Origin of the sequence: Arthrobacter sp. efr-133-R2A-120, from assembly GCF_030209835.1 — a bacterium.
Taxonomy (GTDB): Bacteria; Actinomycetota; Actinomycetes; order Actinomycetales; family Micrococcaceae; genus Arthrobacter.
The window spans coordinates 63,962-79,281 of the sequence record NZ_JARVRF010000029.1 but is presented as its reverse complement, the minus strand read 5'-3'; the positions used below and the strand labels follow the sequence as shown (position 1 = coordinate 79,281).

Genomic DNA, 15,320 nt, shown 5'->3' with positions numbered 1-15,320 from the left:
GACAAGCGCATGTCGGTGGCCCGGCGTCCATAACGGTCGAACAGGCCCGCCGGAGTTCCGGCAGGGCGCGGCGGGGGTGCAGACACGCTGCTTCCCGTCCCGTCGCCCGTGGGAGGCAACGGCATGCCTAGCTGAACACTCATGGGTTCAGGCTACGCCAGGCAGGGCCGAAGCGTGATATCGCCCACGGGTCACGTTCGTCGGTTGCCCGCCGCTGAAGGCAACGCATGGCGCGACTTCTTACGGAATACATACGGTTGGCCCGCGGGCGCCCGGAACACATACCGCGGGCACCCTGCGAATCTATGCTGAAGGTGTGAACATGCAGCCCGCCCCGCACGCTGCCGAAGTTGGCAATCGCCGCATTCTGCTGGTCGAAGACGAACAGACCATCGCCGACGTCGTCCGGGACTACCTGGTCCAGGCAGGCTTCCAGGTCGATCTCGCGGGCGACGGCTTCACCGCGCTGAGCCTCGCGGCCGCCAGGCGGCCCGACCTTGTCATCCTGGACCGGATGCTGCCCGGACTCGACGGCGTGGAAGTGTGCCGCAGGCTGCGCCTGGCCATGAGCGTTCCCATCATCATGGTGACTGCCCTTGGCACGGAAGACGACCGGATCCTTGGCCTGGAAACGGGAGCGGACGACTATGTGACCAAGCCCTTCTCACCCCGCGAGCTGGTCCTCCGGGTGAAGTCCGTGTTGCGCCGGAGCATCCGGGAATTCAGCCCGGAACCTCCCGTGGAGCTCGCCGGCTTCGAACTGGATCCGGCCTCCCGCACGGTGCTCCAGGATGGCAAGCCCCTCATGCTTACGGCGCGTGAGTTCGATCTGCTGGCATTCCTGCTCCGTCGGCCCAACCAGGTGTTCAGCCGCGAGGATCTCATCAAGGCGGTCTGGGGCTGGGACTTCGGGGATTTGTCCACCGTGACGGTCCACGTCCGTCGCCTGCGCGAAAAGATCGAGGACAACCCCACCACCCCGGTGCTGCTCAAAACGGTCTGGGGAATCGGCTACCGTTTTGACGCGAAGGAAGGTGGACATGCAGCCAGCTGAAATGTTCACGATCCTGGGCTGGATGCTGCTGTGGGCTGTCCTCATCGGCGCCTTGACCCTTGCCTTGCTGCGTTTCCTGCGCGGCGCGTCGATCCTGGTGCAGATCTGCCTCGTGGTGGTGGCCACAGTTGCTGTCCTCGTGGCAGGGATGGTGAGCGCTTTCAATGCGATGTTCATTTCCGCCGTGGACCTCGAAGTCATGTGGTACATCCTCGGCGTAGCCTCGGCCGTGGCGATCGCGATTTCCCTGGTCCTCGGGGCCGGGGTGTCCCGAAACGCCATCCGGCTCGTGGCCGCAACGCGGCGACTCGGCAGCGGAGAAGCCCTCGATGGCTCGTTCCTGCCACAATCAGGGTCGCGGCGGGCCGGACCGGCAATGAACTCCGAGCTTGCCCAGCTCGCCCAGGAACTCGAAGCGAGCAGCATCAAACTGGAGGAATCCCGGCGACGGGAAGCCGCCGTCGAAACCGCCCGCCGCGAACTGGTCTCTTGGATCTCGCACGACCTCCGGACCCCCTTGGCCAGCATGCGGGCCATGGCCGAAGCGCTGGAAGACGGTATGGCCTCCGACGTCCCCGGGTACTATCGCAAGATCATCGCCCAGGCGGATCAGATGGCGGTCATGGTCAACGATCTTCTCGAACTGTCCAAAATCCAGGCGGGAACCCTACGGCTGAGCGCAGAATCCTTGGACCTCTACGACCTCGTGAGCGACGCCATCGCCGATCTCGCGCCGCTCGCCGCCAAGCGCGGGATCCGGCTCGACGGCGGCGGCGACCGCGAGTGCATGGCCGTCGCGGACGGCCCCAGCCTGGGAAGGGCCGTCCGGAACGTGCTGCTCAACGCGATTATCTACAGCCGGCCCGACGGCGGGGTCCTGGTTCGCGTCGGACGCGACGGAAGCGACGCCGTCGTCGACGTCGTGGACAGCTGCGGGGGTATCGACGAGGAGGATCTCGCCCACGTTTTCGAGACCGGCTGGCAAAAGGACCGTTCCCGGGGAGCAGGAATGCCCGTCGATGGGGGTCTGCCGCGATACAGCGGGGCAGGCGTGGGGCTCAGCATGGTGGCGGGGATTGTGAAGGCGCATGGCGGCAATGTCACGGTGGCGAACACGGGGGAGGGCTGCTGTTTCACGCTCCGCCTTCCATCGGGCGCAGAGTCAAGCGCATCCCGCACCAAGGTATTTCCGATACAGAAAGTGCCCGCGGACACCGTTCCGGCAGAGGGCACCAAACAGGCAGGCACATCATGAGCAGGACCACTTCGAAGAAAGCCAGTACCAGGACGGCGGCCCGGTGGGCGGCTGCGTGCGGCGTGGTGGCGATCGGACTCGGGGTGGCGGCCGGCGAGTTGCTGGCCGGGTTCCTGAGCCCGTCCGTCTCGCCCGTCACAGCCCTGGGCGGTGTGGTCATCGACGCCGTGCCGGGTTGGGCCAAGGAACTGGCCGTCAACCTTTTCGGCACCGCCGACAAAATCGCCCTGATCGTCAGCATCGCCCTGGTCACTTTGATCCTCGCCGCAGTCGCCGGCCTCCTGGAGTATCGGCGAAAAGGAGCGGGGCTGGCGCTCGCCTTGCTCGCTGGAGCTGCGGGGCTGGCTGCAGTGCTGACCCGTGCCCAAGCCGCGCCGACAGCCGCAATTGCCCCCGTCGTGGCCACGATCGTCACCATGCTTTTCCTCCGGCTCCTGATCCAGCGGCTCGAAACCTGGCGACCCGTGCCCGAGGCGGCAGACATGCCATTGGCCCGCCGAAGCTTCATGCAATTGCTGGGTGGAACCGCGATCGCAGCGGTCGTCGCCGGGATCGTGACAACAGTGGTGCGCAGGGCAGGAACGGTGGCATCGGACTTCCGCAACGGGGTGGTCCTTCCAGCCCCGGTGACGCCTCCCGAAAAAGTTCCCGACGGCGCCGCTCTCACCTTGCCGGGCCTGCTGCCGCTCGTCACGCCGAACCCCGACTTCTACCGGATCGACACCGCGCTGATCCCGCCGGCCGTGAATCCGCCGGACTGGACCCTGAAGGTGACCGGCCTGGTGGAACGCGAAGTCACCTTGGATTTCGCCACCCTGCTGACGAAGCCGATGATCGAGCGTTACGTGACCATCGCTTGCGTGTCCAACGAAGTCGGCGGAGACCTGATCGGCAACGCCCTCTGGTTGGGCTGGCCGGTCCGCGAACTCCTCGCCATGGCCGGGCCCAAGCCCGGGGCGGATATGGTGCTCTCCCGCAGCACTGACGGCTGGACCGCCGGAACCCCCCTCGAAGCGCTCACGGACAACCGTGACGCTATCCTCGCCGTCGGAATGAACGGCGAACCGTTGCCGCTCGAGCACGGCTTCCCCGTCCGGATGGTCGTTCCGGGCCTCTATGGATATGTTTCGGCCACCAAATGGCTGACGGAACTGAAGGTCACCCGTTTCGCCGACGACCAGGGCTACTGGGTCCCGCGGGGTTGGAGCGATCATGGTCCCATCAAGACGCAGTCCCGCATCGACGTGCCCCGGGACGGCCGCTCGGTCAAGGCCGGAACGGTCCAGTTCGGCGGTGTCGCCTGGGCTCAGCACCGCGGCGTTTCCCGCGTGGAGTTGCGCGTCGACCGCGGGAATTGGCAGGAAGCCAAGCTCGCACCGGGGATCTCCTCGGACACGTGGTACCAATGGCAGCTGGGCCTTGAGTTGGGCTCAGGGAACCATGAAGTCCAGGTCCGTGCCACCGATGCCACGGGTACCCCACAGCCCGAAGCCCAAACCCCCGTGGCACCGGACGGCGCCACTGGGTTCCACACCATCCATGTCACCGCCAACTAGGCTGTGAAGGTCTGAGCGAAACAACCCGGGAGGAACCCTCGTGGCACGATCCGTCGCAGCCCACCGCCAAGCCGTCCAGGAGCTGCTGTCCGGCCTTGCACAGGTAGACGGCACCGAAGAGCTGCCGTTGATGGGGGCGCTCGGCAGGGTACTTGCCGCCGACGTCTTGGCCCCGCTGAGCCTGCCGCCGTTCGCCAACTCCCAGATGGACGGTTTTGCCGTCCGCTCTGCGGACCTGGCCCCCCACGCAGGGAGCGACGCCGGTGCGGAGCTGACGGTCGTGGATCCCGTCCCGGCCGGTGCGGCACCGGTCCGGCTCATGCCCGGCACCGCAGCCCCGATCATGACCGGCGCCATGATGCCCGAGGGTGCCGACGCCGTCGTGCCCATCGAACAGGCAGTGCCTGATGTCTTTCCCGTCCCCGGTGTCCCATCAACCGTCCGCCTTCCCACCACTGAGCCCGGAACGTTCGTCCGCGACGCCGGGAGCGACATCACCGCGGGAACCGTTGCCTTGCGCGCCGGAACGGCCCTCGGACCGGGGCAATTGGGGCTGCTCGCCGCCCTGGGGATGACCGCCGTCGAGGTCCGCACGCCGGTGCGCGTGCTCCTGGTCACCACCGGCGATGAAGTCGTGGAACCCGGTACGTCCCTGCCGGAAGGCAAGATCTACGATTCCAACGGAACCCTGCTCGAAGCCGCCATGCTGCAGTCCGGCCTCCACGTCACGCGGACGGGAATCAGCGGCGACAATCCTACCGAGCTGCTGGCGCTCCTCCGCAGCCTGGGCGGCACTGTCGATCTCATCGTCAGCACCGGGGGCGTCAGCAAGGGCGCCTACGAAGTGGTCCGGCAGGCCATGCTGGAACAGCCGGTCGAATTCGTGTCGGTGGCCATGCAACCCGGCGGCCCCCAAGGGATCGGGACGTTCGACGGTTTGCCCTTCCTGGGATTCCCGGGCAATCCCGTGAGCTGCCTCGTGTCCTTCGAAATGTTCCTCCGCCCGGCGCTCGCCGCCGTCGTCGGAAGCCCTGCATTGCGTCCGAGCCTCCAGGCCCGCCTTACGGAGTCTCTGACTTCGCCTGCCGGCAAGCACCAGGTCCGCCGCGGCACGCTTCTTCCGGGGGGAACGGTCAGGCTGGAGGGAGGTGCCGGTTCCCATCTCATCCATGCGCTCGCCAACTCGAACGCGCTGGTCCAGGTGCCTGCAGCCGTCACGGAACTCGACGCCGGGGCGGAAGTGGAAGTATGGATGTTGTGAATGACACTTCAGACTCCGCCGGCATGGTCGGCGGCCTCACCCCCTTGAGCCAGGATGGCGGCGCCCTTGCGCATTTGAGCCAAGACGGCGGCGCCCTTACGCATTTGCGCCAAGATGGTACAGCCCAGATGGTCGATGTCTCCGAGAAGGCCGTGACCACACGTGAGGCTACGGCCACAGCCACCGTCCACAGCACCGCCGAGGTGCTTGCCCTGCTCGGGGCCGGTGAGCTGCCCAAGGGGGACGCCTTGGCCGTGGCCCGGGTTGCCGGCATCATGGCAGCCAAGAAGACCCCTGAACTCATCCCCCTGTGCCACCCGCTGCCTATTTCCAAGGTCACGGTGGACTTCGAGCTTGGCCAGGACACGGTAGTTGTCCTGGCAACTGTGAAGACCAGGGGCGTCACGGGCGTGGAGATGGAAGCGTTGACCGCGGCCTCGGTGGCTGCCTTGAGCGTCTATGACATGATCAAGGCCGTGGACAAGCACGCCGTGATCAGCGGCATCCAGGTGCTGGCGAAGAGCGGCGGAAAGAGCGGCGACTGGGCCCTGCCCGCCTCGTCCGGCGCGCCCGCCTCGTCCGGCGCGCCCGGCGAAGGACCCCGCGCATGAACGCCTGCGAACCCCGCCGCGGCCCGCGGAAGGCCGGCGTGGTCATCGCGTCCAACCGCGCTGCGGCAGGAATCTACGAGGACAAGAGTGGTCCCGTGATCCTGGACTGGTTGGTCGAACACGGCTACGAGACCTTTCCCGTCATGGTGGTGCCGGATGGTGAGCCTGTCGGTGCCGCCATCCGTGCGCTACTGACCCAGGAACCTGCCGTCGTCATTACCAGCGGCGGTACGGGACTGAGCCCCGATGACCGCACTCCGGAAGTCACGTTGCCATTGTTGGACCGCGAAATACCGGGGCTCATGGAGGGTATCCGCCGCGCCGGAGCCTCCAAGACCCCCATGGCGATGCTGAGCCGGGGCCATGCCGGTACAGCCGGCAAGACGTTCATCGTGAACCTGCCGGGTTCGCCGAAGGGCGTGATGGACGGCCTCGCCGTACTGGACCCTGTTATTGCCCACCTATGCGATCAGTTGGAGGGAAGTCATGACCACTGAAACCGACTTCGAAGTCATCAGCGCGATCCTCAGCGCGGAGCCGATTTCCGTCGACCAGGCCATAGCGGCGGTTGAATCGGACACGGCGGGAGCGGTAGTGAGCTTCAGCGGCGTGGTCCGCAACCACGACGGCGGCAAACCCGTCGACAGGCTCAGCTACAGCGCCCACCTCACGGCGCACCAGGTCATGGCCGACGTCGTCGCGAAACTCGTGGCCGAGCACTCAGGAGAAGCTGCGCAGCCTGTCCGGATCTGGGCAGCACACCGGATCGGCATGCTGGAGATTGGCGAACCTGCGCTCGTCTGTGCCGTTGCCGCCGCACACCGCGGACAAGCCTTCGCAGTGTGCTCCGAGCTTGTGGACAGGATCAAGGCGCAAGTGCCCATCTGGAAGGAACAGTTTTTCAGCGACGGCACGGTCGAGTGGGTCGGGGCAGGGGAGTAGCCCGGGCGCAGGGATCGCGAGCGCTACAACGTCACGAGATTTGTGCGCACCGCATGGATGAGTACTTGGACGCGGTCGCGCACGTCCCATTTGTTCATGATGCGGCCGAGGTTCGACTTGATCGTCGCCTCGGAGAGGTGGAGAGCCTGTGCTATCTCGGCGTTTGACATACCCTGCGCGAGAAACACCACGATCGACAGTTCGCGTTCTGTGAGCGCTTGGGCGCGGGAGAGCGCGACGTGACCGTTGGGGTTGGCCGTGTGCCGGACGGCCGCAATGAGTCCACGAGTTATGCGCGGCGAGAGCACTGACCTGTCAGCGTGCACGTCCAAGATGGCGCTGACGATCTCGTCCGGATGAGTGTCCTTCACAAGATAGCCGGAGGCTCCGGCCCTGAGCGCGGCGATGACGTGGCTTTCGGAGGAGAACGTGGTCACTGCAAGCACCCGGGCGTCCGGGTATTCGGCAGTGATCCTCTCTGTTGCGGCAATGCCGTTCATCACCGGCATTTGGATGTCCATCAGTACTACGTCCGGTTGTAACATGCGGTATTGCTTGATGGCTTCCGTTCCATTAACTGCTTCTCCGGCCACAACTCTGGCCGGAGCTGACTCCAGGAAGATGCGCAATGCGTGTCGCACGAGGGCTTCGTCATCGACGATCAGAACACGCACGCCTTCCATTCCTACAGTTTAGGTGTCGGGAGTCGACTCTCAGATCAGACTAAAGTCGCGCAAGGAGTCGACTTTCGTCGGCAGACCCTGTGCCGGCCGGCTGCGACGATTAGCTTGTTGGTACTTTCAGGCAGAAGGGGATTTGACCGTGTTTGTAGCGAGCGTAGTGGGCGGGCTGGCGTTCCGCCTGGGGCCCGCCGATCTTCGGCCGGATGGGTAGGGCAATGAGACTGTGTGCCTGAGCGTCCGCCCGCTTCGTCTGGATAATTGGGGGATGAAGCGAAGCGGTCCGGCAGAGGCTGCCCGCAACAATGTCCACGCGTCTGCCGGTTGGCGTGGCTTCTGGGCGTACACAGCGTTGCCGGCGGGTGCTCGTCTCGCATTGGCGGCCGTTGTCGCGGTGGGGTTGCTGGTGGATGGTGTGCTGGCGCTAGTTGCCCAGACACCGATGCCCACCGCGGCTGTTTACGTGGGCGCGCTCATCGCAATCGGTGCTTTCGCATGGCGGCCTCCCATAGCGGCGGTGGTGCTCGCGGCATGCGGCCTCGTCGCAACATTTCTTGGTGCGGGTGGGCCTTACTCTCTGGCTCTTGCCGTCTCGGTCGGCTTGGTCACGAGTACGTGCAGTCGGTGGCTGAGTGTCTCATACTGCGTCATCACAGCGGGGTGGGCGCTGGTTGCGGCAGGGGTTGGCCAGGGGCTCGCGCAAGGCGGCGGGATCGGCAGCGTTGCCGCTGGCCTTGCTTCGGGACTAATCGGTTGGGGGTTCCGCGGAGGTCGAGCGAGGGAACATCAGCTTGCTGCTGACATTGATCGGCTCAAAAGAGAATCGGCGGCCGCCGTACAGATGGAGCGGGATCGAATCGCTGATGAGCTGCACAACATCATTGCCCACGACATCACGACCGTTGTGATGCGGGCCCGGGCCCTCGAACTGGTGGACGACCCCGTGGCTCGCGATACATCAAGGCGTGCGATCACTGATGCCGCGACACAAGCCCTCACAGACATCCGACGGATGCTGCGTTTAGTCCAGGGGACGGACGAGACGGTCGGAGAAGCCGGGGCAGGTGCAGTGTCCTTGGCAGCGACGTTGGAGTCCTTACGTCTTGGACTCGGCTCGATGGGAGCTTCGGTCGAGCTCTCCTTTCCCGGCAGTGAGTTGTCCATTTCGAACAGCATCGAGACGACTCTCGTGCACATCGCACGTGAGGCAGCCACCAACGTGATGAAGCACGCTCGCCAGAGCCCGTCGATTCGTTTGGCGGTGACGTCTGATCGCGAATGCATCACATTGCAGGTCTGGAATGCTCCGTCCAGCGGCGGGGAGGATTTGACCGCTGATGCGACGGGCTACGGACTGAAGCGGATGAACGACCGGGTGATGCTGCTGGGCGGAACGTTCAAGGCAGGCGGTGATGAAACGGGGTGGACCGTGACGGCGACGATGCCCAGGTTCTAATGGGCCAGTTACACGAAAGTAGCTATGCCGATGACCTGAGGGGGAGGTGCACGCATCATGATCGAAGTGATCGGACTCACGAAGTCATACGGCGGACGGACACGGGTTGATGACGTTACCTTCAGCGTCGGCGACGGCCGTATCGTCGGCTTCATCGGGCCTAACGGCGCCGGCAAGACCACTACGATGCGAACCGCCCTCGGCCTTGAGAAGCCCGATTCGGGGCGGGCGTTGTTCGACGGACGCCCATACCGGGAGCTTCCCAACCCACGCCAGAGCGTTGGGGCGGTCCTCGACGCCGGGGCGCTGATCCCTGACCTCCGCGCGATTGAGCTCCTGCGTTACTGCGCAAGTGTTCAGGGCGTGGACAAGGCCCGGGCCGAACGGGTTCTGGCCATGGTCGACCTCGGTGAGGCCCGTAGACGGAGGGTGCGCGAGCTTTCGCTTGGCATGAGGCAGCGTCTCGCGCTCGCCGCAGCCATCTTGGGCAACCCGGGCAACTACGTCCTTGATGAGCCGCTCAACGGTCTCGACCCCTCGGGCATCCAGTGGCTGCGTCACTTGCTCCTCCAACTTCGCGATGAGGGCGCGGCGCTTCTCCTGTCCTCGCACATCATCACCGAGCTCGAGCTCGTGGCTGACGACGTCGTACTGATCAACAACGGCGTGCTCAAACTCCGAAGCAGCCTCGCCGACCTTGCACGAGGAGCCGGGCCGCGGGTCAACGTCATAAGCGAGGACGTCGGCACCTTCATCGCGCTCGCAAAGAGGAACGGCGCCACCATCGTCAAAGCAGACGGTCGCGCCGTGGTCGTCGCAGACCTCACAGCGCGTGAGGTGTTCTCGCTTGCGGCTGCCCATGGGCTTGTCTTGGATGAGCTTCGCACCGAGAGCGTCTCGCTTGACGACGTGTATCGACGGATCGTGGACACGAAAATCGAAGGAGAGGCTCCTTGAGGAGGCTGCGCCCACCCATCCGAATCGCTCGCCAGCAAGACGCGCAACGGCGGAGCGAGCTCGTGTCTGCCGAGACGATCCGGATCCTCCGGACACGGACGTCCGTGGTCGTGCTGTTGCTCGGAGCAGCCGTACCGCTCGCGCTCGGCGTTGGACAAGCGATCTATCGAAAGGTGTCTTCGCCGGCACCGGATCTGACAGGTATCGCGACGGCCGGGGTCGACATCTTCGCGTTCGTGGCAGCTCTGGCTGCGGCCATCGGCGTTGGCCGCGACTACCAGACGGGAGCGATCGCCTTCCGGATGTTGCTCGTCCCGCGCCGCGGACGGCTGCTTGCCGCGAGCGCACTCGGGTACAGCGGGGTTGCCGCAGCACTTGCGGTGCTCGTCATGCTCGTTGTCGGCGTCTTCGCTGCTGTGTTCGGCGGGGCGTTCGCGCCCTTCTCTGCTGACTCCGTCGCCGCGGTAATGCGTTCTATCGCTGCGGTGGCGCTCGCCTCATGCTTCGGTGCAGGGCTCGGGTACGCGGTGCGCTCAGCCACCGTCGCCGCGATCGTCATCATCACCGTCTTTTGGCTTGCGCCGATCACTCTCCTCATCGCCGGACTGAGCGGGGTGCAGTGCGCCACGTCAGTAGCGAATATCACCACCGGGATACTGGTCGGGCAAGCGATCAGCACCACCCCCGAGCCAGGGGACGCCCTCGGGCCCTGGGGAGCGCTCCTCCTTCTTGCGATCTGGTCCGGCGGAGTGCTTCTTCTAGCCGCCCTGCGATTGAAAGGAAAGTGATCCCATGTCCAAGAAAGCCCGATCCTGGCTTTGGTTCCTTGTGCCCACGCTGGTGGTGGCGGCGCTCGTTATCGCAATCAGCATCCCGGGACTCAAGGCCGCTCAGCAAGAAATCGGTGCCGATTCCCTGACGATTCCAATCGTTGCCATGCTCATCCTCGCCGTCGTTGCCGGCTCGCTGTTGGGACTCATCGTGCTGGGCCTTCGAAATCTCGTTCGACCGCGATCTGTCGCCCCATCCCGCGATTAGGATCCGGGGCAAGTCCGGTTCGCGCCGCCCGGTAGGGTTAAGGACATGACCGAACAACTTGCTGTCGCCGTGTTGGGCGCCCAGGGCCGCATGGGTATCGAAGCCGTCAAAGCGGTGGAGGAAGCCTCCGACATGAAGCTCGTCGCGGCGCTCGGCCGCGGAGATTCCCTTGATACCCTGCTCGACGCCGGCGCCAAGTATGTCGTCGACCTGACCGTTCCGGACAGCACCGAAGCCAACGTCCGCTTCGCCGTCGAACACGGCATGCATGCTGTTGTCGGCACCACTGGCTGGGACGCCGAGCGGCTCGCGGCGTTGCGCGAGTTGCTTGCGGCGAACCCGGAGGCAGGCGTCCTTATCGCCCCCAACTTCGCCCTCGGCTCCGTCCTTGCCTCGGCCTTCGCCGCCAAGGCTTCCAAGTATTTCGAATCGGTGGAAATCATCGAGCTGCACCACCCGAACAAGGTGGACGCGCCCTCGGGCACGGCCGTCCGCACGGCCCAGCTCATTGCCGCCGCCCGCGAAGAAGCCGGCGTCCCCGCTAGCCCGGATGCCACGAACACTGCCCTTGACGGTGCCCGCGGTTGCGATGTGGACGGTGTCCGCGTCCACAGCGTCCGTTTGCGCGGACTCGTGGCGCATCAGGAAGTGCTCCTGGGCGGGCCGGGAGAGCAACTGACCATCCGCCACGATTCCTTCGACCGGGCGTCCTTCATGCCCGGCGTGTTGCTGGGACTGCGCAATGTGGCGTCCCACCCCGGGCTCACCGTCGGCCTGGACGGCTATTTGGATCTGGGGCTGTAGGCGCATGGGCTCGCTCTGGAAGGCATTCAAGGAGAACCGCACCAAGATCTGGGTAGGTGCCGTCACCCTGTTGCTGGTTCTCTATCTCGTGGTCACCTTCGAACGCTCGATCCTGCTGCTCAGTGACGCGAACCTGGTAGCCAAGGGAATCGGCGCTGCCTACCTGGTGCTTCCCATCATCGGAGCGTGGGCACTGATCCGCGAACTTGTCTTCGGTGCACGCACGGAGAAGATGGCCAAGGTGCTCGAAGCGGAGGGCGGGCTGCCGGTGGACAACCTGCCCCGTACACCGGGAGGCCGCATTGTGCGTGCCGCCGCGGACGCCGAGTTTGAGAAGTACCGCGTGGAGGCCGAGGCCGCCCCCGAGGACTGGCGGTCCTGGTTCCGGCTCAGCTGCGCCTACGATGCCGCCGGCGACCGAAAGCGGGCGAGGGAATCCATGCGCGACGCCGTGCGCCTCTTCCGCAGCGAGCCCACCGCAGCGGAGCGGTAGCGGCTGTCGCCTCGAAGGAAACACCTTGTATTCGAATATATGTTCGAATACCATGGCTGCATGAGCGATCCTTCGAAGCGGCCGAACGGCTATCCCCATGGCCTGGACGGGCCCATGAAGGCGATGAGCCCGGGCGTCGTCGATTTCCTCTTCCGGCAGCTTGTGGCGGGGGAGCCGCCTGAAGACATGCAGTGGCGGCGCGAGGGAACCGTTCTGGGCGAGCAGCAGCCGGGAGCCGAACTCGCCAGGCGGCTTGCAGAAGCCGACCTTGAATCATTGACCCCCGTTGAATTGTTCGACTATGTGCGGGCAGCCCAACGGCTCGGGGCGTGGGCGGACCGCTTGCGGGAGGCTGCTGTTGCGCAGTATTGCGCGTCGGAGACGCCAGCGAAGCCCGGGCGCCATAGCGACGCTTCAGCCTGAGGCCTTGCTCCCATTTCGCTGAATTTGACGACAATCACGCGGGCCCCATTCTCCTAACCCGCAGCTGACAGGGTAACGTTTTTCGTATGTCTGACTCTCGTGCGAACGTTCCTGCTCTCGGTACCCTTCTGACCGCCATGGTCACCCCGTTCACCAAGGACGGCGAAGTTGACTACAAGCAGGCAGCGGAACTGGCAGTCAAGCTTGTTGACGACGGCTGCGATGGCCTGGTCGTCACCGGAACAACCGGGGAGACGTCCACGCTCACCGATGAGGAAAACCTCGGCATGTTCCGCGCAGTGAAGGAAGCTGTGGGCGGTCGCGCGGCAATCATCGCGGGCACGGGAACCAATGACACTGCCCACTCGGTGCACCTCTCCCAGGAAGCAGCGAAACTCGGCGTCGACGGCCTCTTGATCGTCACCCCGTACTACAACAAGCCGAGCCAGACCGGCGTCCGGGCCCATTTCGAGACCATTGCGTCCGCCACTGAGCTTCCTGTCATGCTGTACGACATTCCCGGGCGCTCCTCCATCCAGATCGCGCCGGAGACCATGATCGGCCTTGCCTCCCACCCCAACATCGTTGCGGTCAAGGATGCCAAGGCCGACTTCGCCGCGGCCACCCGCGTCATGGCGGAAACCGACCTTCTTTTCTACTCGGGCGACGACGGCCTGACCCTCCAGTGGATGGCCATGGGTGCCGTGGGCCTGATTGGCGTCACCACCCACGTCGTCACCCGCCGTTTCCGTGAACTCATCGACGCCATCAACGCGAACGACCTTGGCACGGCACGCAAGATCAACTTCGAGCTCGAGCCCGTGATCCGGGCGACCATGACCCGGGTCCAAGGCGCCGTCGCCGCCAAACAAATTCTTAAATGGCAGGGAGTCCTGCCCAACTCGGTTGTCCGTTTGCCCCTCGTGGAGCCGGACGCCGCCGAGATCGCAATCATCCGCGAGGACTTGGCGGAAGCTGGAATGGACTTCACTGTCTAGAAAGATTCCGCCGGAAAGTAGCGCATTATGACCCAAACCGCCCTTCCCGGACTTGTCACCCCGCCCAAACTTCCGCAGGGAACACTCCGGATTGTGCCCCTTGGCGGGCTGGGGGAGATCGGCCGCAACATGGCCGTTTTCGAAATCAACGGCAAGCTGCTCGTGGTTGACTGCGGCGTGCTCTTCCCTGAAGAGACCCAGCCGGGTGTTGACCTGATCCTGCCCGATTTCTCGTACATCGAGGACAGGCTGGACGACGTAGTTGCCATCGTCCTGACGCACGGCCACGAAGACCACATCGGTGCTGTGCCGTACCTTCTGCGCCTGCGTGCGGACCTGCCGCTGGTCGGTTCCCAGCTGACGCTTGCCCTCGTTGAGGCCAAGCTCCAGGAACACCGGATCAAGCCGTACACCCTCACAGTGGCCGAAGGGCAGGTGGAGCAGTTCGGCCCCTTCGAATGCGAATTCGTTGCCGTCAACCACTCCATTCCGGATGCCTTGGCAGTCTTCATCCGCACCGCCGGCGGCAACGTGCTGCACACGGGCGACTTCAAGATGGACCAGTTGCCCCTCGACGGGCGCATCACGGACCTGCGCCACTTCGCCCGCCTGGGCGAAGAAGGGGTGGACCTGTTCATGGCCGACTCCACCAACGCCGATGTCCCCGGCTTCACCACGGCGGAAAAGGAAATCGGCCCCACCCTGGACCGCTTGTTCGGCCAGGCCAAGAAGCGGATCATCGTCGCCTCCTTCTCCTCCCACGTGCACCGGGTGCAGCAAGTGCTCGACGCCGCCGCCAAGCATGGCCGCAATGTCGCCTTCGTGGGGCGGTCCATGGTGCGCAACATGGCTATCGCCGCGAAACTGGGCTACCTTGACGTCCCGCCGGGAATCCTCGTGGACATCAAGAACATCGACAACCTGCCAGACCACCGCGTAGTCCTCATGTCCACGGGATCCCAGGGTGAACCCATGGCGGCCCTCTCCCGGATGGCCAACGGTGACCACCGCGTGGTGGTGGGCCAGGGCGACACCGTCATTCTCGCCTCGAGCCTTATCCCGGGCAACGAGAACGCGGTCTACCGGATCATCAACGGGTTGCTCAAGCTCGGCGCCGACGTCGTCCACAAGGGCAATGCCAAAGTGCACGTCTCCGGTCACGCCGCCGCGGGCGAGCTGCTCTATTGCTACAACATCCTCAAGCCCCTGAACGCGATGCCTGTGCACGGCGAAACCCGGCACCTCATCGCCAACGGCAACCTTGCGGAGGACTCCGGTGTGCCCTCGGACCGCGTCATCCTCAGCGACAACGGCACGGTCATTGACGTCAGGGACCACAAAGCCAACGTTGTGGGCCAGGTGGAAGTCGGCTTCGTCTATGTGGACGGCTCCAGCGTGGGCGAAATCACCGACGCCGACCTCAAGGACCGCCGGATCCTCGGCGACGAGGGCTTCATATCGGTCATCACCGTGATCAACCGGACCACCGGCAAGATCGTCTCGGGACCGGAAATCCACGCCCGCGGCGTGGCCGAGGACGATTCCGTCTTTGACGAGATCATCCCCAAGATCAACGCGGCCCTGGAAGACGCAGTTCTCCACCACGCGGACCATACCAACCACCAGCTCCAGCAAGTGGTCCGTCGGGTTATCGGCACGTGGGTCAACCGCAAGCTTCGCCGGCGCCCCATGATCATCCCGCTGGTCTTGGAAGCCTAGCCCCGGAGGCCTAGCCCAGCGATACAGGCACAGGCACGCCCCGGAGTCAGTCCATGAACGGCCCGGTTCAAGC

General features: G+C 64.9%; 17 protein-coding genes. 16 read left to right on the top strand and 1 reads right to left on the bottom strand.

Annotation, left to right across the window (positions count from 1 at the left end):
- The first annotated feature begins 322 nt into the window (after positions 1 to 322).
- From QRN52_RS14785 to QRN52_RS14755, 7 genes are read left to right on the top strand one after another with little or no spacing between them, the layout of a single operon-like run.
- Positions 323 to 1,054 carry a response regulator transcription factor gene (locus QRN52_RS14785; RefSeq protein WP_284753628.1) on the top strand — a complete coding sequence of 244 codons (732 nt, stop codon included), beginning with the start codon at positions 323 to 325 and terminating at the stop codon, positions 1,052 to 1,054.
- Positions 1,041 to 2,309 (top strand): sensor histidine kinase, encoded by a 1,269-nt coding sequence (locus tag QRN52_RS14780; RefSeq protein ID WP_284753623.1) that lies wholly within the window; start codon positions 1,041 to 1,043, stop codon positions 2,307 to 2,309. The genes QRN52_RS14785 and QRN52_RS14780 overlap by 14 nt, the downstream gene beginning before the upstream one ends.
- Positions 2,306 to 3,865, top strand: coding sequence for a molybdopterin-dependent oxidoreductase (locus QRN52_RS14775; protein ID WP_284753622.1), 1,560 nt, complete (start codon positions 2,306 to 2,308; stop codon positions 3,863 to 3,865). The genes QRN52_RS14780 and QRN52_RS14775 overlap by 4 nt, the downstream gene beginning before the upstream one ends.
- 40 nt (positions 3,866 to 3,905) lie before the next feature.
- Entirely contained in the window at positions 3,906 to 5,126 is a 1,221-nt protein-coding gene (locus QRN52_RS14770) for a molybdopterin molybdotransferase MoeA (RefSeq protein ID WP_284753621.1), read from the top strand.
- Between the two features lie 23 nt (positions 5,127 to 5,149).
- A complete protein-coding gene (gene moaC, locus QRN52_RS14765) occupies positions 5,150 to 5,737 on the top strand; it encodes a cyclic pyranopterin monophosphate synthase MoaC (RefSeq protein ID WP_284753626.1) in 588 nt (195 codons plus the stop codon).
- Complete coding sequence (locus tag QRN52_RS14760) at positions 5,734 to 6,234, top strand: MogA/MoaB family molybdenum cofactor biosynthesis protein (protein WP_284753619.1); 501 nt, start codon at positions 5,734 to 5,736, stop codon at positions 6,232 to 6,234. Before moaC ends, QRN52_RS14760 begins: the two co-directional genes overlap by 4 nt.
- Positions 6,224 to 6,679, top strand: coding sequence for a molybdenum cofactor biosynthesis protein MoaE (locus QRN52_RS14755; RefSeq protein ID WP_284753618.1), 456 nt, complete (start codon positions 6,224 to 6,226; stop codon positions 6,677 to 6,679). The genes QRN52_RS14760 and QRN52_RS14755 overlap by 11 nt, the downstream gene beginning before the upstream one ends.
- A gap of 23 nt (positions 6,680 to 6,702) precedes the next feature.
- Here the strand turns inward: QRN52_RS14755 and QRN52_RS14750 are convergent, their stop codons facing one another.
- Entirely contained in the window at positions 6,703 to 7,362 is a 660-nt protein-coding gene (locus tag QRN52_RS14750; RefSeq protein WP_284753616.1) for a response regulator, read from the bottom strand.
- 265 nt (positions 7,363 to 7,627) lie between these two features.
- On the opposite strand from QRN52_RS14750, the gene QRN52_RS14745 reads away from it, so the two are divergent.
- The 9 genes from QRN52_RS14745 (at position 7,628) to QRN52_RS14705 (ending at position 15,247) form a co-directional block, all read left to right on the top strand.
- Positions 7,628 to 8,815 (top strand): sensor histidine kinase, encoded by a 1,188-nt coding sequence (locus QRN52_RS14745; RefSeq protein WP_284753615.1) that lies wholly within the window; start codon positions 7,628 to 7,630, stop codon positions 8,813 to 8,815.
- A gap of 57 nt (positions 8,816 to 8,872) precedes the next feature.
- Positions 8,873 to 9,772: an ABC transporter ATP-binding protein gene (locus tag QRN52_RS14740; RefSeq protein WP_284753614.1), complete on the top strand. Its 900-nt coding sequence runs from the start codon at positions 8,873 to 8,875 to the stop codon at positions 9,770 to 9,772.
- Positions 9,773 to 9,834: 62 nt separating this feature from the next.
- A complete protein-coding gene (locus QRN52_RS14735; protein WP_284753613.1) occupies positions 9,835 to 10,560 on the top strand; it encodes a hypothetical protein in 726 nt (241 codons plus the stop codon).
- Positions 10,561 to 10,564: 4 nt separating this feature from the next.
- Entirely contained in the window at positions 10,565 to 10,810 is a 246-nt protein-coding gene (locus tag QRN52_RS14730) for a hypothetical protein (protein ID WP_284753612.1), read from the top strand.
- A 45-nt stretch (positions 10,811 to 10,855) separates the two neighbouring features.
- The gene (dapB, locus tag QRN52_RS14725) at positions 10,856 to 11,614 is read left to right on the top strand and encodes a 4-hydroxy-tetrahydrodipicolinate reductase (RefSeq protein WP_284753611.1); all 759 of its coding nucleotides are present in this window, start codon (positions 10,856 to 10,858) and stop codon (positions 11,612 to 11,614) included.
- Between the two features lie 4 nt (positions 11,615 to 11,618).
- Complete coding sequence (locus QRN52_RS14720; protein ID WP_284753609.1) at positions 11,619 to 12,107, top strand: hypothetical protein; 489 nt, start codon at positions 11,619 to 11,621, stop codon at positions 12,105 to 12,107.
- Positions 12,108 to 12,167: 60 nt separating this feature from the next.
- On the top strand, positions 12,168 to 12,530 hold the full coding sequence (locus tag QRN52_RS14715; protein ID WP_284753607.1) for a hypothetical protein: 363 nt from the start codon (positions 12,168 to 12,170) through the stop codon (positions 12,528 to 12,530).
- An 86-nt stretch (positions 12,531 to 12,616) separates the two neighbouring features.
- Positions 12,617 to 13,528, top strand: coding sequence for a 4-hydroxy-tetrahydrodipicolinate synthase (gene dapA / locus QRN52_RS14710; RefSeq protein ID WP_284753606.1), 912 nt, complete (start codon positions 12,617 to 12,619; stop codon positions 13,526 to 13,528).
- A gap of 27 nt (positions 13,529 to 13,555) precedes the next feature.
- On the top strand, positions 13,556 to 15,247 hold the full coding sequence (locus QRN52_RS14705) for a ribonuclease J (RefSeq protein ID WP_059387811.1): 1,692 nt from the start codon (positions 13,556 to 13,558) through the stop codon (positions 15,245 to 15,247).
- The last annotated feature ends 73 nt before the right edge of the window (positions 15,248 to 15,320 follow it).